At 69.7% G+C, this 24,876-nt stretch carries 20 protein-coding genes; 11 read left to right on the top strand and 9 right to left on the bottom strand.

Annotation, left to right across the window (positions count from 1 at the left end; all coding sequences use genetic code 11):
• Positions 1 to 35 precede the first annotated feature (35 nt).
• A complete protein-coding gene (locus ACGFNP_RS23680; RefSeq protein WP_393322017.1) occupies positions 36 to 764 on the top strand; it encodes a metal-dependent hydrolase in 729 nt (242 codons plus the stop codon).
• A gap of 146 nt (positions 765 to 910) precedes the next feature.
• Positions 911 to 3,655, top strand: coding sequence for an aconitate hydratase AcnA (gene acnA, locus ACGFNP_RS23675; protein WP_393322014.1), 2,745 nt, complete (start codon positions 911 to 913; stop codon positions 3,653 to 3,655).
• A 199-nt stretch (positions 3,656 to 3,854) separates the two neighbouring features.
• On the opposite strand, the gene ACGFNP_RS23670 is transcribed toward acnA, so the two are convergent.
• Together ACGFNP_RS23670 and ACGFNP_RS23665 are read right to left on the bottom strand one after the other, a co-directional pair.
• Positions 3,855 to 4,691, bottom strand: coding sequence for an ABC transporter permease (locus tag ACGFNP_RS23670; RefSeq protein ID WP_393322011.1), 837 nt, complete (start codon positions 4,689 to 4,691; stop codon positions 3,855 to 3,857).
• A gap of 29 nt (positions 4,692 to 4,720) precedes the next feature.
• Positions 4,721 to 5,650, bottom strand: a complete 930-nt coding sequence (locus ACGFNP_RS23665) for an ATP-binding cassette domain-containing protein (protein ID WP_358314482.1) — start codon at positions 5,648 to 5,650, stop codon at positions 4,721 to 4,723.
• A 70-nt stretch (positions 5,651 to 5,720) separates the two neighbouring features.
• Between ACGFNP_RS23665 and ACGFNP_RS23660 the strand changes: the two genes are divergently transcribed.
• Entirely contained in the window at positions 5,721 to 6,356 is a 636-nt protein-coding gene (locus ACGFNP_RS23660; protein WP_393322008.1) for a TetR/AcrR family transcriptional regulator C-terminal domain-containing protein, read from the top strand.
• A 116-nt stretch (positions 6,357 to 6,472) separates the two neighbouring features.
• On the opposite strand, the gene ACGFNP_RS23655 is transcribed toward ACGFNP_RS23660, so the two are convergent.
• Entirely contained in the window at positions 6,473 to 6,802 is a 330-nt protein-coding gene (locus ACGFNP_RS23655) for a type II toxin-antitoxin system PemK/MazF family toxin (protein WP_358314476.1), read from the bottom strand.
• Complete coding sequence (locus ACGFNP_RS23650; protein WP_358314473.1) at positions 6,768 to 7,103, bottom strand: ribbon-helix-helix protein, CopG family; 336 nt, start codon at positions 7,101 to 7,103, stop codon at positions 6,768 to 6,770. The genes ACGFNP_RS23655 and ACGFNP_RS23650 overlap by 35 nt, the downstream gene beginning before the upstream one ends.
• A 136-nt stretch (positions 7,104 to 7,239) precedes the next feature.
• Between ACGFNP_RS23650 and ACGFNP_RS23645 the strand changes: the two genes are divergently transcribed.
• The 6 genes from ACGFNP_RS23645 (at position 7,240) to ACGFNP_RS23620 (ending at position 15,805) form a co-directional block, all read left to right on the top strand.
• Positions 7,240 to 7,929 (top strand): sulfite exporter TauE/SafE family protein, encoded by a 690-nt coding sequence (locus tag ACGFNP_RS23645; RefSeq protein WP_393322003.1) that lies wholly within the window; start codon positions 7,240 to 7,242, stop codon positions 7,927 to 7,929.
• Positions 7,930 to 8,232: 303 nt separating this feature from the next.
• Entirely contained in the window at positions 8,233 to 11,112 is a 2,880-nt protein-coding gene (locus tag ACGFNP_RS23640) for an ATP-binding protein (protein WP_393323639.1), read from the top strand.
• Positions 11,113 to 11,384: 272 nt separating this feature from the next.
• Complete coding sequence (locus ACGFNP_RS23635) at positions 11,385 to 12,491, top strand: substrate-binding domain-containing protein (RefSeq protein WP_358314467.1); 1,107 nt, start codon at positions 11,385 to 11,387, stop codon at positions 12,489 to 12,491.
• Positions 12,492 to 12,552: 61 nt separating this feature from the next.
• Positions 12,553 to 13,305, top strand: a complete 753-nt coding sequence (locus tag ACGFNP_RS23630; RefSeq protein WP_358314464.1) for an ATP-binding cassette domain-containing protein — start codon at positions 12,553 to 12,555, stop codon at positions 13,303 to 13,305.
• A complete protein-coding gene (locus ACGFNP_RS23625; protein ID WP_358314461.1) occupies positions 13,302 to 14,564 on the top strand; it encodes an ABC transporter permease in 1,263 nt (420 codons plus the stop codon). The genes ACGFNP_RS23630 and ACGFNP_RS23625 overlap by 4 nt, the downstream gene beginning before the upstream one ends.
• 35 nt (positions 14,565 to 14,599) lie before the next feature.
• Entirely contained in the window at positions 14,600 to 15,805 is a 1,206-nt protein-coding gene (locus tag ACGFNP_RS23620) for an ROK family protein (protein WP_393321998.1), read from the top strand.
• Here ACGFNP_RS23620 and ACGFNP_RS23615 read toward each other — a convergent pair.
• Both ACGFNP_RS23615 and ACGFNP_RS23610 read right to left on the bottom strand, forming a co-directional pair.
• Positions 15,802 to 16,572 carry a neutral zinc metallopeptidase gene (locus ACGFNP_RS23615; protein ID WP_358314456.1) on the bottom strand — a complete coding sequence of 257 codons (771 nt, stop codon included), beginning with the start codon at positions 16,570 to 16,572 and terminating at the stop codon, positions 15,802 to 15,804. The genes ACGFNP_RS23620 and ACGFNP_RS23615 overlap by 4 nt on opposite strands.
• A 110-nt stretch (positions 16,573 to 16,682) precedes the next feature.
• Positions 16,683 to 17,519 carry a neutral zinc metallopeptidase gene (locus tag ACGFNP_RS23610; protein WP_358314454.1) on the bottom strand — a complete coding sequence of 279 codons (837 nt, stop codon included), beginning with the start codon at positions 17,517 to 17,519 and terminating at the stop codon, positions 16,683 to 16,685.
• A gap of 147 nt (positions 17,520 to 17,666) precedes the next feature.
• On the opposite strand from ACGFNP_RS23610, the gene dxs reads away from it, so the two are divergent.
• Complete coding sequence (dxs, locus tag ACGFNP_RS23605) at positions 17,667 to 19,547, top strand: 1-deoxy-D-xylulose-5-phosphate synthase (RefSeq protein WP_358315684.1); 1,881 nt, start codon at positions 17,667 to 17,669, stop codon at positions 19,545 to 19,547.
• Positions 19,548 to 19,605: 58 nt separating this feature from the next.
• Positions 19,606 to 21,072 carry an amino acid permease gene (locus ACGFNP_RS23600; RefSeq protein ID WP_393321993.1) on the top strand — a complete coding sequence of 489 codons (1,467 nt, stop codon included), beginning with the start codon at positions 19,606 to 19,608 and terminating at the stop codon, positions 21,070 to 21,072.
• A 33-nt stretch (positions 21,073 to 21,105) separates the two neighbouring features.
• Here the strand turns inward: ACGFNP_RS23600 and ACGFNP_RS23595 are convergent, their stop codons facing one another.
• From ACGFNP_RS23595 to ACGFNP_RS23585, 3 genes are all read right to left on the bottom strand, one after another.
• Positions 21,106 to 21,486, bottom strand: a complete 381-nt coding sequence (locus ACGFNP_RS23595; RefSeq protein ID WP_358314449.1) for an SSI family serine proteinase inhibitor — start codon at positions 21,484 to 21,486, stop codon at positions 21,106 to 21,108.
• 92 nt (positions 21,487 to 21,578) lie between these two features.
• On the bottom strand, positions 21,579 to 23,672 hold the full coding sequence (locus tag ACGFNP_RS23590; protein WP_358314446.1) for a 3-hydroxyacyl-CoA dehydrogenase NAD-binding domain-containing protein: 2,094 nt from the start codon (positions 23,670 to 23,672) through the stop codon (positions 21,579 to 21,581).
• Complete coding sequence (locus ACGFNP_RS23585; protein WP_393323635.1) at positions 23,669 to 24,832, bottom strand: thiolase family protein; 1,164 nt, start codon at positions 24,830 to 24,832, stop codon at positions 23,669 to 23,671. The genes ACGFNP_RS23590 and ACGFNP_RS23585 overlap by 4 nt, the downstream gene beginning before the upstream one ends.
• Positions 24,833 to 24,876: the final 44 nt, after the last annotated feature.

The raw sequence follows: 24,876 nt of genomic DNA, 5'->3' as shown, positions 1-24,876 counted from the left end.
CGCGTAAAGGACGGCTTTGCCGTACAGTTTTGATCATGATGGGGCATTCGCATGCGATGACCGGGGCCATCGCCTGGCTTGGACTCGCGCCCGGGCTCGCCGCGCTTCCGATGGTGACCGAATCGACCAGGTTCATCGAGACCGGGATCATGGCCAACGCCCTCACCCCGGCCGAGTTCATCGCCGGAGCCATCGTCTGCGCGGGCGCGGCCATGCTGCCCGACCTGGACCATCCGAGCGCGACGATCGCGCAGACGTTCGGGCCGGTCACCTGGGTGCTGAGCAAGGCCGTCAACTGGGCCAGCGGTGGGCATCGAGGGGCGACGCATTCGCTGGCGTTCGCGGTGGCGCTCGGGTTCGGGGCGCACCTGCTGGCCAATACCTATCCGATCGGCCGCGACATCATGGTCGTGCTGCTCATCGGGCTGGCGCTGCGCGCCATCGGCATCGGCATCCCGGGCAACAAGATCGGCTCGGCGATGATCAACGTTGGCCTGACCGCCGGGCTCTACGCCGTCTTCCTGTCACAGGGGGTCGGCTACGCCTGGCTGGGCCTGGCCGTGGCCATCGGCTGTCTCATCCACGTCGTGGGCGACTGCATGACCGAGCGGGGCTGCCCGGTGCTGTGGCCGCTGTCGGTCAGGTTCGTGCTGCCGTGGAAGATCGGGATCAAGACCGGCCAGACGTTCGAGCAGAAGATCCTGGCTCCCGTGCTGTCCGTCGCCATCCTCGGCCTGCTGTTCTGGCGGCTGGCGCCAGTTTAACTTGATGTCGAGATACTTTCCGAGATATCTTGATATCAAGACATCCGCCGCGTGACCCCGCGGGTTAGGTTCACCTAACGTTCTTACTGCTTCCGGGGTGCGGCAGGATTCAACTGAGCAAATGTCTATGGAGGAGGCGAATCACCGTGTCCGCGAACAGCTTCGGCAGCCGTGACACGCTACGCGTCGGCGACGCGTCGTACGAGATTTTCCGGCTGGACGCCGTCGAGGGCGCTGCCCGCCTCCCGTTCAGCCTGAAGATCCTGCTGGAGAACCTCCTCCGTACCGAGGACGGCGCGAACATCACGGCCGACCACATCCGTGCGCTGGGCAGTTGGGACCCCAAGGCGGCGCCGAGTGTGGAGATCCAGTTCACGCCGGCGCGCGTCATCATGCAGGACTTCACCGGCGTGCCCTGTGTCGTCGACCTGGCCACGATGCGCGAGGCCGTACGCGACCTGGGCGGCGACCCGGCCCGCATCAACCCGCTGGCCCCCGCCGAGATGGTGATCGACCACTCGGTCATCGTCGACTACTTCGGTCACCCCGACGCCTTCCGGCGCAACGTCGAGCGCGAGTACGAGCGCAACCACGAGCGCTACCAGTTCCTGCGCTGGGGCCAGACCGCGTTCGACGAGTTCAAGGTCGTCCCGCCCGGCACCGGCATCGTCCACCAGGTCAACATCGAGCACCTGGCCCGCGTGGTCATGATCCGTGACGGCAAGGCCTACCCCGACACCTGCGTCGGCACCGACTCCCACACCACGATGGAGAACGGCATCGGCGTCCTCGGCTGGGGCGTCGGCGGCATCGAGGCGGAGGCCGCGATGCTCGGCCAGCCGATCTCCATGCTGATCCCGCGCGTGGTCGGCTTCAAGCTCAACGGCAAACTGCCCGCCGGCGCCACGGCCACCGACCTGGTGCTGACGGTCACCGAGATCCTGCGCAAGCACGGTGTGGTCGGCAAGTTCGTCGAGTTCTACGGCGACGGCGTCTCCTCCGTGCCGCTGGCCGACCGGGCCACGATCGGCAACATGAGCCCTGAGTTCGGCTCCACCTGCGCGATCTTCCCGATCGACGGGCAGACGGTCGACTACCTGCGCCTGACCGGCCGCTCCGAGGAGCAGATCGCGCTCGTCGAGGCCTACGCCAAGGCCCAGGGCCTCTGGCTCGACCCGTCGGCGCCCGAGCCGGTCTTCTCCGAGTACATCGAGCTCGACCTCGGCACCGTCGTCCCGTCCATCGCCGGCCCGAAGCGCCCGCAGGACCGCATCGCCCTGTCGGCCGCCAAGGACACCTGGCGCCGCGACGTGCGCAACTACGTCACCGACTTCGACGGCGACGGCGTCGACGAGGCCGTGGAGGAGAGCTTCCCCGCCTCCGACGCGCCCGCCTCCAACTCGCGCGCCAACGGCTCCCGCCCGCACAAGACGGTCGCGGTGACGCTGGAGGACGGCACCTCGTTCGAGATCGACCACGGCATTGTCTCCATCGCCGCGATCACCTCGTGCACCAACACCTCCAACCCGTACGTCATGCTCGGCGCGGCCCTGCTGGCCCGCAACGCCGTCGAGAAGGGACTGACCCGCAAGCCGTGGGTCAAGACCTCCCTGGCGCCCGGCTCGCAGGTCGTCACGGGCTACTTCGAGCGTTCGGGGCTCCAGCCGTACCTCGACAAGATCGGCTTCAACCTCGTCGGCTACGGCTGCACCACCTGCATCGGCAACTCCGGGCCGCTCCAGCCGGAGATCTCCGACGCGATCCAGGCCAACGACCTCGCCGTCACGGCCGTCCTGTCCGGCAACCGTAACTTCGAGGGCCGGATCAACCCCGACGTCAAGATGAACTACCTGGCCTCGCCGCCGCTCGTCGTGGCGTACGCGCTGGCCGGGACCATGGACCTCGACCTCGACACCGAGCCGCTCGGCCTCGGCGCCGACGGCTCGCCGGTCTACCTGCGCGACATCTGGCCGTCGCCCGAGGAGATCGCTTCCGTGGTCCACTCCTCGATCGGGCGCGACATGTTCGAGCGGGACTACGCCGACGTGTTCAAGGGCGACGACCACTGGACGTCGCTGCCGATCCCCACGGGCAACACCTTCGAGTGGGACCCTTCGTCCACGTACGTACGCAAGGCTCCCTACTTCGAGGGCATGCCCTCGACCCCCGACCCCGTCACCGACATCTCCGGCGCCCGCGTGCTGGTGAAGGTGGGCGACTCGGTCACCACCGACCACATCTCACCGGCCGGCTCCATCAAGGCCGGCACCCCTGCCGCCCAATACCTGCAGTCGCACGAGGTCGCGGTCAAGGACTTCAACTCCTACGGCTCGCGGCGCGGCAACCACGAGGTGATGATCAGGGGTACGTTCGCCAACATCCGGCTGCGCAACCAGATCGCACCCGGTACCGAGGGCGGCTACACCCGCGACTTCACCCAGGCCGACGGGCCGGTGTCGTTCATCTACGACGCCTCGGTCAACTACGCCTCGGCCGGGACGCCGCTGGTGGTGCTGGCGGGCAAGGAGTACGGCTCGGGCTCGTCGCGCGACTGGGCGGCCAAGGGCACCGCGCTCCTCGGCGTCCGCGCCGTCATCGCGGAGTCGTACGAGCGCATCCACCGCTCCAACCTGATCGGCATGGGCGTGCTGCCGCTGCAGTACCCGGAGGGCGCCTCGGCCGACGCGCTGGGGCTGACCGGCGAGGAGACGTTCGAGATCACCGGGGTGGAGGAGCTCAACAAGGGCGGCATCCCGGCGACCGTGCACGTCAAGGCGGGCGAGGTGGAGTTCGACGCGGTGGTCCGCATCGACACGCCCGGCGAGGCCGACTACTACCGGCACGGCGGCATCATGCAGTACGTCCTGCGCTCGCTCCTCGCGAAGTCGTGAGCCTTCCCGTAAGGCTTCTCGTGAGGGTTTGAGACCTCCCGCGCTTCCGCCTCGGCCACCAGCCGGGCGGAGGCCGCCGGGATCCCGTGCCGCCCTTCCCGCGGCCGGGCGGGCGCGACCTCACGCGCCCATATCGGGGGTGAACCACCCGACCCTGAAGAGCCGCCCAGCACCACCCGTGCTGGGCGGCTCTTCGCTGTCAGCGGGAGGCTGAGCGGTAGCGATGGACGGCGAGGGGCGCGAAGATCACCAGAATCGCCACTGACCAGAGAAGGCTGGCCGTGATCGGGTGCTGGATCGGCCAGGCGGTGGAGTACGACGTCGGGTTGCCGAACAGCCGGCGGGTGGCGGCGACCATGGCGCTCATCGGGTTCCAGTCGGCGATCGGCTTGAGCCACGCGGGCAGCCCTTCCGTCGGCACGAACGTGTTGGCCAGGAACGTCATCGGGAACAGCCACCCGAACGTCGCCGCGTCCGCCTGGGTGCCGCTCTTGACGAACAGCCCGATGTACGTACCAACCCAGATCATGGCGAAGCCGAACAGGGCCAGCAGACCGAACGCGGCCGCCGTCTGCCCGAACGTGCCGTGCGCCCGCCACCCCGCCAGCAGCACGGCCGCCGTCACCATCGAGGCCAGCGACAGCAGGTGCAGGGACAGGTCGGCGACGCTGCGCCCGATGAGCACGGCGCTGCGGGCGATCGGCTGGGCGCGGAACCTGTCGATGATGCCGCGTTCCATGTCCTCGCCGACCGCCGTGGCCGCCGCGGTCGCGGTCATCGCCATGACCTGCATGAAGATGCCGGGCATCAGGTAGCTGCGGTAATCGCCCCCGCCGGGCAGGGTGATCGCGCTGCCGAAGACGTAGCCAAACAGCACGGTCATGATGATGGGGAACACCAGGAATCCGGCCATTTCCGCTGGTTGGGCCCTGATCCTGGAGTAGGTACGGCGAGCGATGGTGAGGGAGTCGGAGATCGTCCAGCGGAGGCGCTCGCCGAGCGTCTTCGGTGGAGCGGGTATGTGGAGCACGGCCATGGGGAATCACCTCGGAAGATTCGGGCGGGTCAGTTCGCGGTCAGGTGGAGGAACACCTCGTCGAGGGTGGGCCGGCGGAGGGACAGGTCTTCGATCGGGATCATGGCCGCGTCCAGCGCGCCGGCGATGTGGATGAGCGACTGCGCCCCATGCTCGACCGCCACGGTCACCTGCCGCCCATCCACGACCACCGCCTCCGCCGTGTGGTCGTCGACCGCACGTCGTACCAGGTCCAGGCCCTTGGGGACGTCGGCGGACTCGCGGAAGACGACCTGCACCCGGTCGCCGCCGATCCGCTGCTTCAGCTCGGCGGGTGAGCCGGCGGCGGCGACCCGCCCCTGGTCGAGCACCACGATCTGATCGGCGAGCCGGTCGGCCTCGTCCAGGTACTGGGTGGTGAGCAGCAGTGTGGTCCCTTCGCCGACCAGCTCGCGCAGCAGCTCCCACAGCCCGAGGCGGCTGCGCGGGTCGAGACCGGTCGTGGGCTCGTCCATGAACAGGACGGGCGGCGAGACGATCAGGCTGGCGGCCACGTCGAGACGCCGCCGCATGCCGCCCGAGTATGTCTTGACCCGCCGGTTCGCGGCGTCGGCCAGGTCGAACCGCTCCAGCAGCTCGCCGGCTCTGCGCCGGGCCGTCGCCTTGGGCAGGTGGTACAGGCGGCCGAACATCTCCAGGTTGCGCCGGCCGGTGAGCAGCTCGTCGACCGCCGCGTGCTGCCCGGCGAGCCCGACCATGAAGCGCAGCCGGTCCGCGTCCCGTACCACGTCCAGCCCGGCCACCTCGGCATGGCCGGCGTCGGGGCGGAGGAGGGTGGTGAGGATGCGTACGGCGGTGGTCTTGCCGGCCCCGTTGGGCCCGAGCAGCCCGCAGACCGTGCCCGCCGGGACGGATAAGTCGATGCCCGCGAGCGCGTCCTTGGCCCCGTACCGCTTCCGCAGTCCTTCCGCGTGGATCACGATGAGCCTCCTTAACAGCGTTAAATCTAACAGCGTTAAGGATGCATTGAACGTTGTTAAGCTGTCAACCGTGGCACTCGAAAAAGGCACGATCGTCGCGACGGCACTGCGGCTGCTCGACGAGGTGGGGCTCGACGGCCTCACGCTGCGGCGGCTTGCGACCGAACTCGGCGTACAGGCCCCGGCGCTGTACTGGCACTTCAAGAACAAGCAGCAGTTGCTCGACGCGATGGCGGCGGCCATGGCGGCGGAACACGAGGCGCGGCCCGTGCTGACGGACCCGGCGTTGTGGCGGGAGTGGGTGGCCGACAACGCGCGCAGAGACCGCGCGATGCTCAACTCCCGCCGCGACGGGGCCAGACTGGCGGCCGGCACACGCCCGTCGCCTGAGATGTTCGCCCTGGTGGAGCGGGCGGTGGAGGCGCTGGAGCGGGCGGGGTTCACGGCGGTGGACGCGGCGCGGGGGCTGATCACGGTGAGCGGGTACGTGGCCGGCTTCGTCCTGGAAGAGCAGGCCGACCGGACGCGGAGGGGCGTGGACGAGTCGATGCCCGACATGGCGGACTTTCAGGCACGGTATCCGCGGCTGATGGCGGCCCTGACGGAGGCCGGCGACCCGCAGGGCGAGCAGTCGTTCGAGGCGGGGCTGGCACTCATCCTGGACGGCATGCGGGCGAGACTGTCGAGCGGGCACGCCGCCAATTAAGGGCGGGCTGGTGATCGCAAGATCGATTGCGCGGGTTGGCGGACTGTCGATCCGCGGGTCTGGCACGATGAGGGTGCCACCCGGCGAACTTGCGCTTCGCCGGATGGCGCTACTTCTTAAAGGATGTCCGCGATCCAGTCGGTCACTTCGCGGACGACCTCGTCGGGGGCGATCCCGACTCGCTTGGAGAACCGCTGGGGAGACACGCTCCGCATGTGCTCCACCATGGCCCAGCTGGGTTTGTCGAGCCCCGTGCCCTCTTGGCCGATGGGGACGTGGTTGTCCCATCCGCGTTCGGTTGTGGTCAGGGGGACGATAATCTTGACTGCGGTCGCGGCGTTGAAGCCGTCGTTGCTGACCACGAGCACGGGTCGACGGTAGCCCTGCTCGCGGCCGGCCGGCTCGCCGAGATCAGCGAGCCAGATCTCGCCTTGGATCACCCTCATCTCTCTCCTCGGGAAACGTGATGAGCCCCTCCCACTCGGGTGCGATGCGGGGGTGGCGTGACGGTGGGCCCTGGACCAGCTCGGACTCCGCGAGATAGTCGGCCCAGGCTCGTGGGTCCTCCTTCCTTGTGCGCTCCATCTGCTCCGCGACATGTTGCCAGCGGTGTTTCTTCTCCAACTCCCGAATGGCCTGTTCGATGATCGCGGTCATGGGTTCACCTGCCTTTCGTGCTAGCGCGGCGATCCTGTCTCGGGTCTTGACGCTGACGCGTATCGTCGTGGCTTTTTGTTTCACGTTCATACTCCGGAGGCTACGTCTGCGTCGGGAAGAAACCTACACCCTCGCCGTCACTCATATCGCCCGAATGGAAACAGAGAGTAATGATGATTGACTCTCCTCCATGACCCAGATGGCATTAGTCCTGATTGTTGGCGGTTTGGCGGTCTTCGTTGGGGCGATCGTTCAGGGCAGCGTGGGGTTCGGCCTGGGGCTGGTGGCCGCGCCCGTGCTCACCATGCTCGACCACTCCCTCATGCCCGCCGCCATCCAGGTGGTCAACATGACGTTGCCGCTGTTCACGCTGGCCGTGGAGTGGCGGAAGGTGGACTGGCGCGGGGTGGCTTTCGGAGTGCTGGGGCGGGTGCCCGGCGGACTCGTGGGTGCGGTCATCGTGGTCTACATATCTGTCTACACACGAGGTGTCTTCGTGGGCGTCATGGTGCTCCTGGCGGTGGCGCTCACGGCGTGGGCGGTCAGTGTGCCGCGCAACGCCGTGACGATCGCGGCGGCCGGGTTCGTCTCCGGCATCACCGGTACCGCGACCGGCGTCGGCGGCCCGCCGATCGCGCTGGTCTACCAGAACGCCAAGGGGCCGCAGATCAGGGCGACGCTGGCGATGTTCTTCTTCCTCAGCGCCGCCCAGTCGATCGCTCTCCTGGCTTTGGTGGGGGAGTTCTCCGGGCGTGCGGCGGCCACGGGGGCGGCGCTGATCGTGCCGATGGTGCTCGGGTTCCTGGTGTCGGGGCCGCTGCGGCGTTATCTCGACGGCGGCAAGGTGCGGGTGGCGGTCCTGGTGGTGGCGGCGGTCTCGGCCGTCGCCCTCATCGGCCAGAGCCTGGCCGCCTGAGCCGCCCGCCCTGTCCGCGCCTCCATGTCATCCGCCCCTGATCAGCCGACGTCAGGCCCTGATCGGCCAACCGTCAGAGCCTGTAGCTGCCGTACGGCTTTATGAGATGAATTCCGCCGCCTGAGCCAACGGTCCGGACCAGGCGTCCAGATCAGGCTGGCCCGCGCCTGGTGCCGAGGGCTTCAGGGCGGAGCTCCAACCGCGACCCCAAGATTTGGCGAACCCGCCCCCTGCGCTGGGGGCGTTTTATTGCGCAGACATTGGGGCCGTCGCCGTGCGATGGTGACGCGGGCGGTGAGAGCGATGGTGGGTCAGGTGCGGCTGTGGGAGCGCGAGGATCACCTCGCGTCCCTCGCTGACGCCGCGAGGTCGGCCCGAGCCGGGCAGGGCCGGCTCGTGCTGATCAGCGGGTCGGCCGGTCTGGGCAAGACCAGCGTGCTGGCGCAGGCACGGCAGATCGCCGCTTCGGCGGGATTACGGGTCCTGACGGCGCGCGGCACGGAGCTGGAACGCGATTTCGGGTTCGGGGTGGCGCGGCAGTTGTTCGAGCCGTGGCTGGCGGGCATGCCGGCGGGTGAGCGGGCCGCGTTGCTGTCGGACGCGGGCCCGGCGGCCGAGGCCGTCTTCGGCCCGGCCAGGCTCGGGCAGGGCGCGGTGGGTGACTTCGCGGTGCTGCACGGCCTGTACGGGCTCGCGGCCAGGGGCGGCTCACTGGCGCTGCTCTGCGATGACCTGCATTGGGCGGATGAGTCGTCACTGCGGTTCCTGGCCTACCTGCTGCCGCGCCTGGACGGGCTGGGGCTGATGGTCGTGGCGGCGATGCGGCCCGGCGAGGCGGGCGCCGCGACCAGGCTGCTGGACCTGATCACCGCCGATGACGGTTGCCAGGTGCGCAGGCTCGCGCCGCTGACCGGGACCGCCAGCGCCGAGCTGCTGCACGAGCTGCTGCCGGACGGCTGCGAGGACGACTTCGTCGCGGCCTGTCAGACGGCCGCGGCCGGCAACCCGCTGCTGCTGCGCGAGCTGGCGTGCACCGTGCGGACCGGCGACCTCGCGCCGACGAACGCCAACGCCCCGCGCGTGGCGGGCCTGGGCGCGGACGCGGTCGGCCGCCGGATCGCGCTCTGGCTCGACCGGCTGCCCAAGGCCGACGCGGCGGTCGCGGGGGCGGTCGCGACACTGGGCGGCGCGCCGATCGGCATGGTGTCCAGGCTGGCCCGGCTGCCGGAGGCGGAGGCCGCGGACGCCATCGCGGACCTGGTCACGGCCGACATCCTTCGTGTGGACGGCGTCCGGGTGGAGTTCGTCCATCCCCTGGTGCAGGCGGCCGTCTACGACCGGCTGAGCGTGACAGAACGCGCCGATCGGCACCGGTGCGCCGCCGGGCTGCTGGCCACCGCGGGCGCCCCGGCCGAGCAGGCCGCGGTCCACCTGCTCAGGATTCCGCCCGGTGGCGACCGTACCGCGATCGCCACGCTGCGCCGCGCCGCCGACGACGCCCAGGCCCGGGGGGCGCCGCAGGCCGCACTGAACTACCTCCAGCGCTGTCTGGCCGCTCTGGACGCGCACGATGTCAGGCGGGTGGAGGTGCTGACGACCGCGGGCATGGTGGCCGCCCATGTCGACCAGAGCGCAGCGGTCACCCACTTGGCCGACGCGCTGGAACTGACCACCGATCCCCATGATCGGGCCGAGGTGGCCTACGCCCTGTCCCTCGCCTCCTCGCTGCTGGGCCGGATCGACGAGGCACTCAACGTGCTGGAGCGGGCCAGGGAATGGGTGCCCGCCGAGGACGAAGAGCTGCGCCGCAGGCTGCTGGCCAGTTCGACGCTCATCAAGAGCATCTTCACCGGAGGAGACCGCGATGCCGCCGACCGCGAGTTCCAGGAGATCCGGGCCCTGACGCCGCACGACAGCGCGGGCGGACGCATGCTCGACTGCGTGATCGCCACGCGCGACGGCATGGCCGGCGATCCGGCCGCCATCCAGCGAGGGCTGCGCGGCCTGGCCGACGATGTGCTGATCCATCAGGCCGTCGGCTGGCCGGCGCTCAACGGCGCGTGGGGCGTGCTGCTGGGCGCCGACCTGGACGATCCCATGGCCAGCCTCGATCGTGCGCTGGAGCACGGGCACGCGAACGGATCGACGTTCGCGCTGGCCGCCGTGCTCACCTATCGCGGCCTGGGCAGGTTATGGCGCGGACAGCTGCCCGGCGCCGAGACCGACCTGCGAGAGGCCGTACGAGTGATCGACCTCGCCGGGATCGACTCCGGGCGGCCCTTCGCCGGCGCGTTCCTGGCTCTCACCCTGCTGGAGCGGCAGCTGCCCGACCAGGCGGCGACGGCGCTGGAGTGGGTGGGCGCGCCCGATCCCGTGCCGCCGGTCGGTCCGTGGTACTTCTACCTCGACGCCCTGGCCGCCGTGCGACAGGCTCAGCACCGGTACGAGGAGTCCGCCGTGCTGGCCACCGCGGCCGGCGACAACCTGGCCGTACACGGGTTCGGCAACCCCGCGTGCGTGCCGTGGCGCACCCGGGCCGCCGAGAGCCTGCACGCCCAGAGCCTGCACGCCCAGAGCCTGCACGCCCAGAGCCCGCACGCCCGGGGCCGTGCCGAGCAGGCGCGGGCGCTCGCCTCGGAAGAGCTCGAACTGGCGCGCCGATGGGGCGCGCCCCGCGCGCTCGGCCGCGCACTACGGGTGCTGAGCCTGCTGACCGGCGGTGAGCGGGGCCACGAACTGCTGCGGGAGTCGGTAGAGGTCCTGCGCGGATCACCCGCCAGGCTGGAGTACGCCCACAGTCTGCACCACCTCGGCGCGGCACTCCGCCGAGCGGGCACGCTCACCGCCGCCCGCGTGCACCTGACCGAGGCGCTCGACCTGGCCGTGGCCTGCGGCGCGCCCGGACTCGCCCAGAGGGCCAGGAACGAGCTGCTGGCAGCGGGAGCACGACCCCGGCGCGGCCGCCTGCTGTCGGGGCCGCAGGCACTGACGAACGCCGAGCAACGGGTCGCCGCCCTCGCCGCGACGGGCCTCTCCAACCGCGACATCGCCCAGCGCCTCTTCGTCACCCCCAAGACCGTGGAGGTGCACCTGACCAGCGTCTACCGCAAGCTCGGCGTCAGCAATCGGGCCGGCCTGAGTCAGGCGCTGGAACCCGCGCCTTGGCCTTCACTAAAGCTCTGACCTGCGAGAATGCGCCAATAGCCCCAAGATGGCGATGGCATGTTGCCGGTGCCCTGATCAGGGTAGCTCTGCTGGTGCGGGCCGGAGACACGTTCGTCAACGACCCCCTCAGCCGCACACGGTAGGTGAACCTACGGTGTCGGACGCGTTTCTGGATTGTTATCCGGAACAACAAACTCCCCCCTTGGAAGGTCTTCCAAAGCAGGCCGTCCCGGAATACGTTGCCGCAAACAACATTCATCCGGGCCCTCCGGAAGAAAGGACCCTGCACTATGCGCAAGGGGATCCTCAGCCTGACCGCCGCGGCCGCCGTTCTAGCCCTCGGTCTCACCGCCTGCGGGGGCAACAGCGGTCCGACCTCGTCCACGTCTTCCGCGTCGAGCTCGCAGAAGGCCGGCAAGATCGGCGTCATCCTGCCCGACAGCAAATCCTCGGCCCGCTGGGAGACGGCGGACCGCAAGTACCTGGAAGAGGCGTTCAAGGCCGCCGGTGTGGCCTACGACATCCAGAACGCCCAGAACGACAAGACGGCCTTCCAGACCATCGCCGACCAGATGATCACCAACGGCGCCACCGTACTGATGATCGTCAACCTGGACAGCGGCACCGGCAAGACCGTCATCGACAAGGCCAAGTCCCAGGGCGTGGCCACCATCGACTACGACCGGCTGACGCTGGGCGGCGGCGCCGCCTACTACGTGAGCTTCGACAACACCAAGGTCGGCACCCTGCAGGGCGAGGGCTTGGTCAAGTGCCTGACCGACAAGAAGGCCAGCAAGCCGATCATCGCCGAGCTCAACGGCTCGCCGACCGACAACAACGCCACCCTGTTCAAGGCCGGGTACGACGGTGTGCTCAAGCCCAAGTACGACTCGGGCGACTTCGTCAAGGGCCCTGACCAGTCCGTGCCCGACTGGGACAACACCCAGGCCGGCACCATCTTCGAGCAGATGCTGACCAGCGCGCCGAAGATCGCCGGTGTGCTGGCCGCCAACGACGGCCTCGGCAACGCCGCCATCACGGTCCTGAAGAAGAACAACCTCAACGGCAAGGTCCCGGTGACCGGCCAGGACGCCACCGTCCAGGGCCTGCAGAACATCCTGGTCGGCGACCAGTGCATGACCGTCTACAAGGCCGTCAAGAAGGAGGCCGACGCGGCGGCCAAGCTCGCGGTCGCGCTGGCCAAGGGTGAGAAGCCCACGGCGAGCGGCAGCGTCAAGGACCCGCAGAGCGGCCAGGACGTACCGTCCGAGCTGATGGACCCGCAGGCGATCTACCTCGACAACGTCAAGGACGTCGTGGCGGACGGGTACGTGACCAAGGCGGAGCTGTGCACCGGCGACTTCACCGCCAAGTGCACCGAAGCTGGAATTCAGTAAGAAAGCGGAATCGGGTCCGGCCGCCGCGAAAGGCGGCCGTACCCCTCCCCAAGGGAGCCTCATGACCCCCCTGCTCGAAGTGCGCGGGATCGACAAGAGCTTCGGCCCGGTACAGGTCCTGCACGACGTCACGTTCGCCGCTCACGCCGGCGAGGTCACGGCCCTGGTCGGCGACAACGGCGCGGGCAAGTCGACGCTGGTCAAGTGCATCGGCGGCATCTACCCGATCGACGAAGGCGACATCGTCTTCGACGGCCGCCCCGTCCAGGTGCACGGCCCGCGTGACGCCGGCGAGCTCGGCATCGAGATCGTCTACCAGGACCTCGCGCTCTGCGACAACCTCGACATCGTCCAGAACATGTTCCTCGGCAGGGAACGCCGCAGCGGCCTCGTCCTCGACGAGGCGTCGATGGAGGAACTGGCCGCGCAGACCCTCGACGGCCTGTCCGTGCGTACGGTGAAGTCCATCAGGCAGCAGGTGTCCAGCCTGTCGGGCGGCCAGCGCCAGACGGTGGCGATCGCCAAGGCCGTCCTGTGGAACAGCAAGGTCGTCATCCTCGACGAGCCGACGGCCGCCCTGGGCGTCGCCCAGACCGCGCAGGTGCTGGAGCTGGTGCGCCGGCTCGCCGACACCGGCCTGGCGGTCGTGCTCATCTCGCACAACCTGAACGACGTCTTCGCCGTCTCCGACCAGATCGCGGCGCTCTACCTCGGCAGGATGGCCGCACAGGTCAGGACCGCCGACGTGACGCACGCGCAGGTCGTCGAACTGATCACATCCGGCCGCAGCGGAGACCTGGGGATCGCGCAATGAACAAGGTCAAGGAACTCCCCGGCGAGGCGATCGTCACCGCGACGCAGTCGCCGTCGATCGGGCACAGCGTCTACGCCTACATCGAGCGGGTACGCGGCGGCGACATGGGCGCGCTCCCGGCCGTGCTCGGACTGCTCGTGCTCTGCACCGTCTTCGCCATCGCACGTCCCGCCTTCATGACGGCGATCAACATCGCGAACCTGTTCACCCAGGGCGCCGCCGTCACGGTGATCGCGATGGGCCTGGTCTTCGTGCTGCTGCTCGGCGAGATCGACCTGTCGGCCGGGTTCGCCAGCGGCGTGTGCGCGGCGGTGCTCGCGGTGACGCTCACCAACATGGGCCTGCCCTGGTACGTCTGCGTGGTGGCCGCGATCCTCACCGGCGTGGTCATCGGCACCGTGCTCGGCACGCTGGTGGCCAAGGTGGGCATACCGTCGTTCGTGGTGACGCTGGCGGCCTTCCTCGCCTTCCAGGGTCTGGTCCTGGTGCTGGTCAGCGAGGGTACGAACATCTCGATCCGGGATTCCGTCATCGTCGCCATCGCCAACAAGAACCTGCCGGTCTGGCTCGGCTGGGCGCTCTTCGCCGCCTGCGTGGCGAGCTACGCCGCCGTCCAGCTCATCAGGGCCAGGAGGCGGGCGAAGCGCGGGCTGGTGGCCGACCCGCTCTCGCTGATCGCCGCCCGCGTGGGCGCGCTGACGGTCATCGGCGGCGTCGTCGTCTACGTGCTCAACCTGGAGCGGTCCCGCAACCCGGCCATCAGCTCCCTCATGGGCGTGCCGATCGTGGTGCCCGTGATCCTCGCGCTGCTGGTCGTGTGGACGTTCGTGCTCCGCCGTACCGCGTTCGGCAGGCACATCTACGCGGTCGGCGGGAACGCGGAGGCGTCGCGCCGCGCCGGTATCGGCGTCGACCGGATCAGGATCAGCGCGTTCGTGATCTGCTCCTCGATGGCCGCCGTCGGTGGCATCATCGCCGCCTCCCGGGCCAGCTCGGTCGACCCGAACACCGGCGGCAGTTCGGTGCTGCTGTACGCGGTCGGAGCCGCCGTCATCGGCGGCACCAGCCTGTTCGGCGGGAAGGGGCGGGTGCTCGACGCGATACTCGGCGGTGCCGTGGTCGCGGTCATCGAGAACGGCATGGGGCTGATGGGGTACGGTGCGAGCGTGAAATACCTGGTCACCGGGTTCGTCCTGCTCCTGGCCGCGGGTGTCGACGCGCTGGCGCGCAAGCGGGCGGCTGCCGCTGGTCTAAGGTGATCAGCGACTCCCACCCCTTTAAGGAAGCTCAGACGATGCGTGCCGGCCCTTCGCAGGAGGACATCAGGCGTCACAACCTGGGTGCCCTCCTGCGCCACGTTCATCTGGGCGGGCCGATCTCCCGCGCCGAGCTGACGTCGAAGATGGGTCTCAACCGCAGCACGATCATGGCGCTCACCTCCGACCTCACCGCCGCCGGGCTGGTCCGCGAGGAGCTGCCGCGAGAGACGGGCCGCGCCGGCCGTCCCTCGCTCGTGGTGCGCCCGGAGTCGGCGCGGGTCTACGTGTTCGCCTTCGACGTCGGCCCCGACCGGCTGGCCGTCGCGCGCGTCGGGCTGGGCGGGGTGATCCTCGACCGCAGGGAGGCCGTACGGCTGCGCGGCCCGTTCGAGCTGGACGAGCTGACCGGGATCCTGGCCGGCTTCGCCCGGCAGATGCGGCGCAAGACCAGGGACGACACGGTCTGCGTGGGCGCGGCGGCGGCGGTCTCCGGCGGGGTGCGCAAGGGCGACGGCGTGATCAGATTCGGCCCGAACCTCGGCACCCAGGACGTGCCGTTCGGCGAGGAGCTGGGCCGCAGGCTGGGCCTGGGCCTGCCCGTCAGCGTGGGCAACGACGCCAACCTGGCCGCGCTGGCCGAGCACAGCCGCGGCGTCGGAGCCGCCGTCAGAGACCTGATCTACCTGCACGGAGACGTCGGCATCGGCGGCGGCATCATCGCGGGCGGCCACCTGCTGGGCGGCCATGACGGCTACGGCGGCGAGGTCGGCCACATGGTCGTCAACCCCGGCGGGCGGGCCTGCGGCTGCGGCTCGCACGGCTGCCTGGAGGCCGAGGTGGGGGAGCGGGCCCTGCTCGAGACCGCGGGCCGGCTGACCGGTGAGCAGCACGGCAGGGACGCGGTGCGTGCGGTGGTCGACGCCGCCGACCGGGGCGACATCGTGGCGCAGGAGGCGCTCAAGAGGGTCGGCGACTGGCTCGGTCTGGGCGTCGCCAACCTGGTCAACATCTTCAACCCGGAGATGGTCATCTTCGGCGGGATGCTGCGGGAGATCTATCTCGGATCGGCCGCTCAGGTGCGTTCCAGGTTGACGCTGCACGCCATGGCGCCGCAGCGCGAGAAGCTGCGGCTGCGCACGTCGTCATTGGCCGATGACGCGACGCTCGTGGGCGCGGCCGAACTGGCCTTCGCCCACGTGCTCGCGGACCCTCTGGAAGTGCTGGCCAGGGCGACCGGTTAGGAGACCCGGCTCTTCGGCGCGGTCCAGGTGTTGCAGGAACGGGCCGACGCACCGCTGTAGCCGCGCTCCTGCCAGTAGGCGAGGTTACGCGGCTTGCCGTGGACCTTGCTCTCCCCGGCCCTGCTCACGGCGTCGGTCCACTGGTCCCAGGTGATGCCCGGGTCGATGGAGTCGAGCGTGGCGCTGTAGAAGACGCCGGCGAAGCACTCGGCCTGCATCTCCAGGCGATGGCTGAGTATCGTGCGCGCGCTCCCTCCGGCACGCCAGTAGAGCCTGTTCTGCTCGTCCAGCATGCCGGTGAGCTGCTGGACGTGGTGGCCGATCTCGTGGGCGATGGAGTGCGCGAGGTTCATCCGGAACGGGTCCCGCAGGTCCCGCTTCATGATCCGGATGGCGATCGTGCGCTGCGCGGGGCAGTACTGGGCGCCGTTGCTGGTGATCTTGCCGCAGACCGACTGGCTGCCGGTCGTGATGGCGATCTTCGGCGGGCGGTAACGCAGTCCGGCGGCCTTGAACCTGGTGGCCCAGAAGGTGTTGGCGCACCTGGCCATGGCCAGGTGGAAGGTCTTGAGCGAGGCGGCGCTGCCCTGGCGGATCCCGGGGATCGCGCACGACTGCGCCGACGGGGTGCCAGACCCGTAGATCTTGTTCTTGGCCAGTACGGCGGGCGGCGCGGCCTGCGGAGCCTTGGTCTCTGCGTTGGCCGTCCCGGAGAGGGCCAAACCCACGACCATGCCGACAGATGCGGCGATAAGGGGTATACGCACGATCGCGGATACTAGACCACTAGATGGGGCTACGTTCGTGAGTCTTGTGCTTTGTCCGGAAAGCGCAATGCGGCCGCGCCAGTAAGGCACGGCCGCATCAGGGCGTGAAATTACGTGACGGTGCGCGTCGGCGCGGCCCAGGTGTTGCAGGAGCCGGGCGAGGCCGAGCCATAGCCGCGGTTCATCCAGTACGCCTGCGTCGGGCCCCGGCCGTGGTCGTTCTGCGGCCAGCCCTTGGCGCCGTTCTTGCGGAACCAGTCGACGGTGTAGTCCCACTCGCGCGAGTCGACGGGCAGCGTGTTCGTGACCGTGCGCATGAAGACCGAGGAGAAGCACTCGGCCTGCAGCTCCGAGCGGCGCGACAGCGCGAGCTGGCCGGACTTGCCACTGGCGTTCCTGGCGGCCCAGTAGTAGTTCCAGATGCCCGACACGCTCTGGACGTGGTGGCCGTACTCGTGCGCCATCAGCCGGGTGATGCCGAGCGCGAACGGCTGGCGCAGCTGGGTCTTGGTGATCAACATGTACATCGTGCGGTCGGTCGAGCAGTAGACGCCGTCGGCGCCGGTGCTCCACGGGCCGCAAGGTGTGCGGACCTTCCTGGTGATGATGCGCAGCCGCGGCTTGCTGAACGAGAGCCCGGCCTTACGGAACTGGGAGGCCCAGGAGCGGTTGAGGCAGTTCGTCACGGTGGTGAGGAAGCGCTTGTAGGCCGTCGTGCTGCCCTTGGGCAGGGAGCCGGGCGAACAGTTGGAGCTGGCGAGCCTTCCCGTCTTGTACAGCGGGTTCGCCGTCGCGGCGGCCTTGCCACGGGGCGGTGCCGCCTGCTGGGCGGCCTGCTTGACGACCTGCTGACCCGCGCTGACGGGCGTTGTGGCGGCTGTCGCCGTACCCGCGCCGGCCAGCGCGATGACCGCGCCGGCGACCACGAGGGACGACAGTTTCTTCATGGGGAGAGTGTTCATAGTGAAGGAAAGACTAGGTCAAGATCGGACAAATGTGGGTGGATTTGACTCGATGGAGTCAGTGAGGCGCGCACGAACTAGACTCGGTCCCGTTAGCGCACAGGAGCAGAGGGGATCGCATCCGTGAGCGGGTTGCTGGGCTCGGTAAAGGGACCTCACGACGTCAAACGCCTGGATGCGGAGGAATTGCCGCTGCTGGCGGGGGAGATCCGAGACCTGCTCGTCGACTCGTGCGCCCGGTTCGGCGGCCATCTCGGCCCCAACCTAGGTGTGGTGGAGCTCACCATCGCGCTGCACCGCGTCTTCGACTCGCCGCGCGACCCGATCGTCTGGGACACGGGCCATCAGTCGTACGTTCATAAACTGCTCACCGGAAGAGTCGCCGGCTTCGGCGCGCTGAAGCAGGAGGGCGGCCTGTCCGGCTACCCGAGCCAGGCCGAGTCCGAGCACGATTTCGTCGAGAACTCCCACGCCTCCACCGCGCTGTCCTACGCCGACGGCCTGGCCAAGGCGTTCAAGCTGCGCGGCGAGCACGACCGCACGGCCATCGCGGTGATCGGCGACGGCGCGCTGACCGGCGGCATGGCCTGGGAGGCGCTCAACAACATCGCGGCGGGCAAGGACCTGCGGCTCGTCATCGTGGTCAACGACAACGGCCGCTCCTACTCGCCGACGATCGGCGGCCTGGCCTCCCACCTGTCGTCGCTGCGGGTCAACCGCCGCTATGAGGACATGCTCGAGTTCGTCAAGGAGAAGCTCGGGAACGTTCCGGTGCTCTACGACGCGCTGCACGGCATCAAGAAGGGCGTCAAGGACGTCTTGGCCCCGCAGGTCATGTTCGAGGACCTCGGCCTGAAATACGTCGGCCCGATCGACGGCCACGACGAGCAGGCCATGGAGGCGGCGCTGCGCAAGGCCCGCGACTTCCGCGGCCCGGTCATCGTGCACGCGCTCACCCAGAAGGGCCGCGGCTACTCACCGGCCGAGAACCACGACGAGGACCAGTTCCACTCGCCCGGCGCCTTCGACCGGGCCACCGGCGCCGAGAAGCCCAAGGGGCGCATCTGGACCAACGTGTTCAGCGAGGAGCTGGTCAGGCTCGGCAAGGACCGCGAGGACCTGGTCGCCATCACCGCCGCGATGCTCCACCCGACCGGTCTGGCCGCCTTCGCCGAGGCCTACCCCGACCGCATCTACGACGTCGGCATCGCCGAGCAGCACGCCCTGACCAGCGCGGCCGGGCTGGCGCTCGGCGGCATGCACCCGGTCGTGGCCGTCTACGCGACCTTCCTCAACCGGGCCTTCGACCAGCTGCTCATGGACGTGGCGCTGCACCGGCTGCCCGTCACCGTGGTGCTCGACCGGGCGGGCGTCACGGGCGACGACGGCGCCAGCCACAACGGCATGTGGGACCTGTCGATCCTGCAGGTCGTACCCGGCCTGAAGATCGCCGTGCCGCGCGACGGCGAGCGGCTGACCGAGCTGCTCGGCGAGGCCGTGAAGATCTCCGACGGGCCGACCGTGCTGCGCTTCCCCAAGGGCCCGGTCGCCGAGCCGATCGAGGCCGTCGGCAAGCTGGGCGAGATGGACGTGCTGCGCGCGGGCGACCCCGACGTGCTGCTGGTGGGCGTCGGCCCGATGGCGCGGGTCTGCATGGACGCCGCCGTCCTGCTCGACGCGCAGGGCATCTCGGCCACCGTGGTCGACCCGCGCTGGGTCAAGCCGCTCGACGAGGCACTCGTGCTCGCCGCGAGCGCCCACAAGCTGGTCGCGGTCGTCGAGGACAACGGCCGCGTGGGCGGCGTCGGCGACGCGGTGTCCCGCCTGCTGCGTGACGCCGACGTGGACGTGCCCGTACGCGGCTACGGCATCCCGCAGCGCTTCCTCGACCATGCCAAGCGGGCCGCGATCCTCGGCCAGATCGGGCTGACCGCCCAGGATCTGGCCCGTGAGATCACCGAGGCGATCGCCAAGCGGAGCAGCCAGGTCGAGAGCCAGTCCGCGCCGCGCTGAGCGCCCTCCTCACCCTCGGGACAGGAATGATCACCGAGGGTGGGGGAAGACGCTGGATGTGGACATCTTTCGCACCAAGAGCGTCGAGCAGTCGGTCCGCGACACCGAAGCCCCCGAGCACCGGCTGCGAAAGCGACTGACCGCCATCGACCTCACGGTCTTCGGCATCGGCGTCATCGTCGGCACCGGTATCTTCGTGCTGACCGGACGCGTGGCCAAAGAGACGGCCGGGCCCGCCGTGGCGTTCTCCTTCATCGCGGCGGGCATCGTCTGCGGCCTGGCCGCGCTGTGCTACGCGGAGTTCGCCTCGTCGATCCCCGTGGCCGGGTCCGCCTACACCTTCTCGCTGGCCACGCTGGGGGAGTTCCCGGCCTGGGTCATCGGCTGGGACCTGATGCTGGAGATGGCGCTCGCGGCGGCCGTGGTGGCGGTCGGCTGGTCGGGCTACTTCGCGTCGCTGATGTCCTCCATCGGCCTTGAGCTGCCCGCGTGGATGGCCGGGGACGAACCGGTGGTCAACCTGCCGGCGATGATCGTCGTGCTGATCCTCACCGGCGTCCTGGCCGCCGGGATCAAGCTGTCAGCGCGCGTCAACCTGGTGATCGTGACCATCAAGGTGGCGGTGATCCTGCTGGTCATCGTGGCCGGGCTGTTCTTCGTCAAGGTGGCCAACTACTCGCCGTTCATCCCCCCGCCGGTGTCCACGCCCGGGGTCGAGGGGCTGAAGGCGCCGCTGATCCAGGTGCTGTTCGGCATCACGCCCGTCGCCTTCGGCGTGATCGGCATCTTCTCGGCCGCCGCGATCGTGTTCTTCGCCTTCATCGGCTTCGACGTCGTCGCCACCGCCGCGGAGGAGACCATCGACCCGCAGCGCGACCTGCCGCGCGGCATCATCGGCTCCCTGGTCATCTGCACCGTGCTGTACGTCGCGGTGTCGGTGGTCGTGGTCGGCATGCAGCGCTACGACCAGCTCAGCGAGAAGGCGCCGCTCGCCGACGCCTTCACCGCGGTCGGGCAGTCATGGGCGGCCGCGCTGATCAGCATCGGCGCGATCGCCGGCCTGACCACCGTGGTGATGATCCTCATGCTGGGGCAGAGCCGGGTGCTGTTCGCCATGTGCCGCGACGGGCTGCTGCCGCGCGGGCTGGCGAAGGTCCACCCCAGGTTCGGCACGCCGGCCCGGCTGACGATCATCATCGGGCTGGTGTCCGCGGCGCTGTCCGGGTTCATCTCGCTCGGGGCGCTGGCCGAACTGGTGAACATCGGCACGCTCTTCGCGTTCGTCGTGGTCTCGGCCGGTGTGATCATCCTGCGCCGCACGCGGCCCGACCTGCACCGGGCCTTCCGTACGCCGTTCGTGCCGGTGCTGCCGATCCTGTCGGTGCTGGCCTGCGTCTACCTCATGCTCAACCTGCCGGTCGAGACGTGGCTACGGTTCGTGATCTGGATGATCATCGGTGCGGTGCTCTACTTCGTGTACGGCTACCGCCACAGCCGGGTCGAGGCGCCCAGCCCGAAGGGGTAGACGCCCGGAAGCCCCCACCCCCTCGGCGGGCCATCAGAAGGTGAAGACCGCTCCGCCCGCTGCCTTCATCCGGCAGGAGTTGGAGTAGGCGTGGGCCCACTTGACCGTCCGGTCGTGCCACCTGCCCCGCACCATGACGGTGTGGCGCTCGTACTCGTCGGTGCACACGGGGTTGGGCACCACGTTCAGCTTGGCCGGGTCGCCGTCGACCTTCCGCAGCAGCTCGCAGGCCGCGGCCGGGGTGGGGTGCCCGCCGCCGTCGGGGTCGCAGGTGAGGACGACCCCCTTCAGCGGCCGGTCCTTCACCATGACGACGATCCTCAGTGTCGCCTGGGGGCCGGGTTCGGCGAGTGCGGGGGACGCCGTCGCGAGGACGGCGCCGCACAACGCGATCGTGCCGGCTGCTCTCATCATTCGATCTTCTCCGTTCGTAGCGCGGCGAACACGCTATGTGACGGAGTGCCATGCCCGGGGAGGCCCGCCGTGCGGGCCTCCCCAAGCTTGGGTCAAGCGGGTACGGAGGCCACGCCGGGCGCGAGGAAGCGCGGCCGGGCCAGACCCGACCTGTCCAGGTACGGGGTGATCCCGCCCAGGTGGAACGGCCAGCCGGCACCGAGGATCATGCACAGGTCGATGTCCTGCGCCGCCGCGACCACGCCCTCGTCCAGCATGATCTGGATCTCCTCGGCCAGCGCCCGCAGCACGCGCAGCCGTACCTCGGCGGCGGTGGACGGCGTGGCGCCACCCGCGAACAGCGCCACCGCCTCCGGGTCGAGCGAGAAGTCGGGCAGGTACACGCCCGGCTTGCCGGAGGCGACCAGCTTGGCCATGTTCGCCGAGACGCCGAAGCGCTCGGGGAAGGCCGCGTGCAGGGTCTCGGCCACGTGCAGTCCGACGGCCGGGCCCACGAGCTGCAGCAGCGCGAACGGCGTCATCGGCAGCCCGAGGTCGTCGAGCGAGTGCTCGGCCGTCTCCAGCGGCGTGCCCTCGTCGACCGCGGCGATCACCTCGCCCATGAAGCGGGTGAGCAGCCGGTTCACCACGAACGCCGGAGCGTCCTTCACCAGCACCGACGACTTCTTCAGCGACCGGCCCACGGCGAAGGCGGTGGCCAGCGTCGCGTCGTCGGTCGACGGCGCCTTGACGATCTCCAGCAGCGGCATCACCGCGACCGGGTTGAAGAAGTGGAACCCGACCAGCCGCTCCGGACGCTCCAGCCCGGCGCCCATCTCGGCCAGCGAGAGCGAAGAGGTGTTGGTCGCGAGCACGCAGCCGGGCGAGACCACCGCCTCCACCTCCGCGAACACCTGCCGCTTGACCGACAGCTCCTCGAAGACCGCCTCGATGACGAAGTCGGCGTCGGCGAACGCGTCCTTGGTCAGCGAGCCGGTCACCAGCCCCTTGAGCCGGTTGGCCTGGTCGGCCGAGACGCGGCCCTTGGCGAGCAGCTTGTCGACCTCCGCGTGCACGTGGCCCACGCCCTTGGCGAGCCGGGCCTCGTCGAGGTCGGTCAGCACGACCGGCACCTCCAGGCGGCGGGCGAACAGCAGCGCCATCTGCGAGGCCATCAGCCCCGCGCCCACCACGCCGACCTTGGTCACCTTGCGGGCCAGCGCGGCGTCGGGGGCGCCCGCCGGGCGCTTGGCCCGCCGCTGCACCAGATCGAAGGAGTAGAGCCCGGCCCGCAGCTCGTCGCCCATCAGCAGGTCGGCCAGCGCCTCATCCTCGGCGGCGAAGCCCTCGTCGCGCGAGGCCGTACGGGCCAGGGAGATCAGGTCGAGCGCCCGGTAGGGCGCGGGGGAGGCGCCGCGCAGCTTCATGTCGACCAGGAACCGCGCGTCGGTGACCGCCTTGTCCCAGTCGTCGGCCTCATGCGAGGCGCGCTCCACGACGGTGTCGCCGGTGAGCACCCGGGCGGCCCAGCGCAGCGACTCCTCCAGGAAGTCGGCCGGCTCGAACATCGCGTCGGCGACGCCCAGCTCGAACGCCTGGGCCCCCTTCAGCATGCGGTTCTGCGACAGCGGGTTCTCGACGATCAGCTTGATCGCGCGGGCCGGCCCGATCAGGCGCGGCAGCAACTGGGTGCCGCCCCAGCCCGGCACCAGCCCGAGGAAGCACTCGGGCAGCGCGATCGCCGGAACGCCCGAGGAGATCGTCCGGTAGGTGCAGTGGAGGGCCACCTCCAGCCCGCCGCCCATCGCCGCCCCGTTGACGAAAGCGAACGACGGGATCGGCAGTTCGCCCAGGCGGCGGAACACGTGATGCCCCAGCGCGCCGATGGCCTGCGCCTCCTCGCGCGCGGCCATGCTCGCCGCGCCCTTGAGGTCGGCGCCCACCGCGAAGACGAACGGCTTGCCGGTCACGCCCACGGCGGCCAGGTCGGTGCGGGCGGCGATCTCGGACAGCGCGCCGTTCAGCGCGAACAGCCCGTGCGGGCCGAACGTGCTGGGCTTGGTGTGGTCGAAGCCGTTGTCGAGCGTGATGAGTGCCATCGTGCCGGCCCCGCCGGGCAGCTCGACGTCGCGGACCAGGGCCTTGGTGACGACTTCGCCGGTGTCGCGCTCGGTCAGCAGCGAGCGCCAGGTGTCGAGGTTGCTCATGCCAGGTTCTCCCAGATCACGGTGCCGCCCATGCCCATGCCGACGCACATGGTGGTGATGCCGTAGCGCACGTCGGGACGCTCGCCGAACTGCCGCGCGAGCTGCGTCATCAGCCGCACGCCCGAGGAGGCCAGCGGGTGGCCGAAGGCGATCGCCCCGCCGTAGGGGTTCACCCGGGGGTCGTCGTCGGTGATGCCGAAGTGCTCCAGGAAGGCCAGCACCTGGACGGCGAACGCCTCGTTGATCTCAAACAGCCCGATATCGGAAATATCAAGATTTGCCAGGCGGAGCGCCCGCTCAGTGGACGGGATCGGGCCCACGCCCATCACCTCGGGGTCCACCCCGGCGAAGGCATAGGAGACCAGCCGCATCTTCGGCGCCAGGCCGAGCTCGGCGGCCGTCTCGGCGGCGGCCACGACGCAGCCGGTGGCGCCGTCGTTGATGCCCGAGGAGTTGCCCGCCGTGACGTTGCCGTGGGAGCGGAACGGCGTCTTGAGCGCGCTCAGCCCGTCCAGCGTGGTGCCGGGGCGCGGCGCCTCGTCCTCGACCGCCAGCCCCCAGCCCTTCTCGGCCGTCCTGATCGCCGTGGGCACCAGATCCGGCTGGATCCTGCCGTCGGCGTACGCCTTGGCCACCTTCTCCTGCGACAGCACCGCGTAGGCGTCGGCGCGGTCCTTGGTGATCGCCGGGAAGCGGTCGTGCAGGTTCTCGGCCGTCATTCCCATGACCAGAGCGCTCGGGTCGACCAGCCGCTCCGACAGGAACCTCGGGTTGGGGTCGACGCCCTCGCCCATCGGGTGGCGGCCCATGTGCTCGACGCCGCCCGCGATCGCCACGTCGTACGCGCCGAACGCGATGCCGCCCGCGACCGTGGTCACCGCGGTCATCGCGCCCGCGCACATGCGGTCGATCGCGTAGCCCGGCACGGTCTTGGGCAGCCCGGCCAGCACCGCCGCCGAGCGGCCGATGGTCAGGCCCTGGTCGCCGATCTGGGTGGTCGCGGCGATCGCGACCTCGTCCACGCGCTCCGGTGGCAGTCCCGGGTTGCGCCGGATCAGCTCGCGGATGACACGCACGACCAGGTCGTCTGCGCGGGTCTCCGCGTACATGCCCTTGGGCCCGGACCGGCCGAAAGGTGTGCGTACGCCGTCGACGAACACGACGTCACGAGAGGAAGGCACGGATTCGCTCCTCGTTGCTCGGC

Source organism: Nonomuraea sp. NPDC049269 (genome assembly GCF_043197155.1).
Classification (GTDB): Bacteria; Actinomycetota; Actinomycetes; order Streptosporangiales; family Streptosporangiaceae; genus Nonomuraea.
The sequence above is the reverse complement of the archived record's forward strand: the minus strand, read 5'-3'. Positions and strand labels throughout refer to the sequence as shown.

What these genes read in the sequence shown, in the direction of transcription:
- ACGFNP_RS23670 (WP_393322011.1), bottom strand. Translation starts at nt 4,691, where the DNA reads ATGGCCGTGCTCCACATACCCGCTCCACCGAAGACGCTCGGCGAGCGC.
- ACGFNP_RS23595 (WP_358314449.1), bottom strand. Translation starts at nt 21,486, where the DNA reads ATGATGAGAGCAGCCGGCACGATCGCGTTGTGCGGCGCCGTCCTCGCG.
- ACGFNP_RS23590 (WP_358314446.1), bottom strand. Translation starts at nt 23,672, where the DNA reads ATGAGCAACCTCGACACCTGGCGCTCGCTGCTGACCGAGCGCGACACC.
- ACGFNP_RS23635 (WP_358314467.1), top strand. Translation starts at nt 11,385, where the DNA reads ATGCGCAAGGGGATCCTCAGCCTGACCGCCGCGGCCGCCGTTCTAGCC.
- ACGFNP_RS23650 (WP_358314473.1), bottom strand. Translation starts at nt 7,103, where the DNA reads ATGAACGTGAAACAAAAAGCCACGACGATACGCGTCAGCGTCAAGACC.
- ACGFNP_RS23630 (WP_358314464.1), top strand. Translation starts at nt 12,553, where the DNA reads ATGACCCCCCTGCTCGAAGTGCGCGGGATCGACAAGAGCTTCGGCCCG.
- ACGFNP_RS23625 (WP_358314461.1), top strand. Translation starts at nt 13,302, where the DNA reads ATGAACAAGGTCAAGGAACTCCCCGGCGAGGCGATCGTCACCGCGACG.
- ACGFNP_RS23640 (WP_393323639.1), top strand. Translation starts at nt 8,233, where the DNA reads ATGGTGGGTCAGGTGCGGCTGTGGGAGCGCGAGGATCACCTCGCGTCC.
- ACGFNP_RS23680 (WP_393322017.1), top strand. Translation starts at nt 36, where the DNA reads ATGATGGGGCATTCGCATGCGATGACCGGGGCCATCGCCTGGCTTGGA.
- ACGFNP_RS23610 (WP_358314454.1), bottom strand. Translation starts at nt 17,519, where the DNA reads ATGAAGAAACTGTCGTCCCTCGTGGTCGCCGGCGCGGTCATCGCGCTG.
- ACGFNP_RS23620 (WP_393321998.1), top strand. Translation starts at nt 14,600, where the DNA reads ATGCGTGCCGGCCCTTCGCAGGAGGACATCAGGCGTCACAACCTGGGT.
- ACGFNP_RS23655 (WP_358314476.1), bottom strand. Translation starts at nt 6,802, where the DNA reads ATGAGGGTGATCCAAGGCGAGATCTGGCTCGCTGATCTCGGCGAGCCG.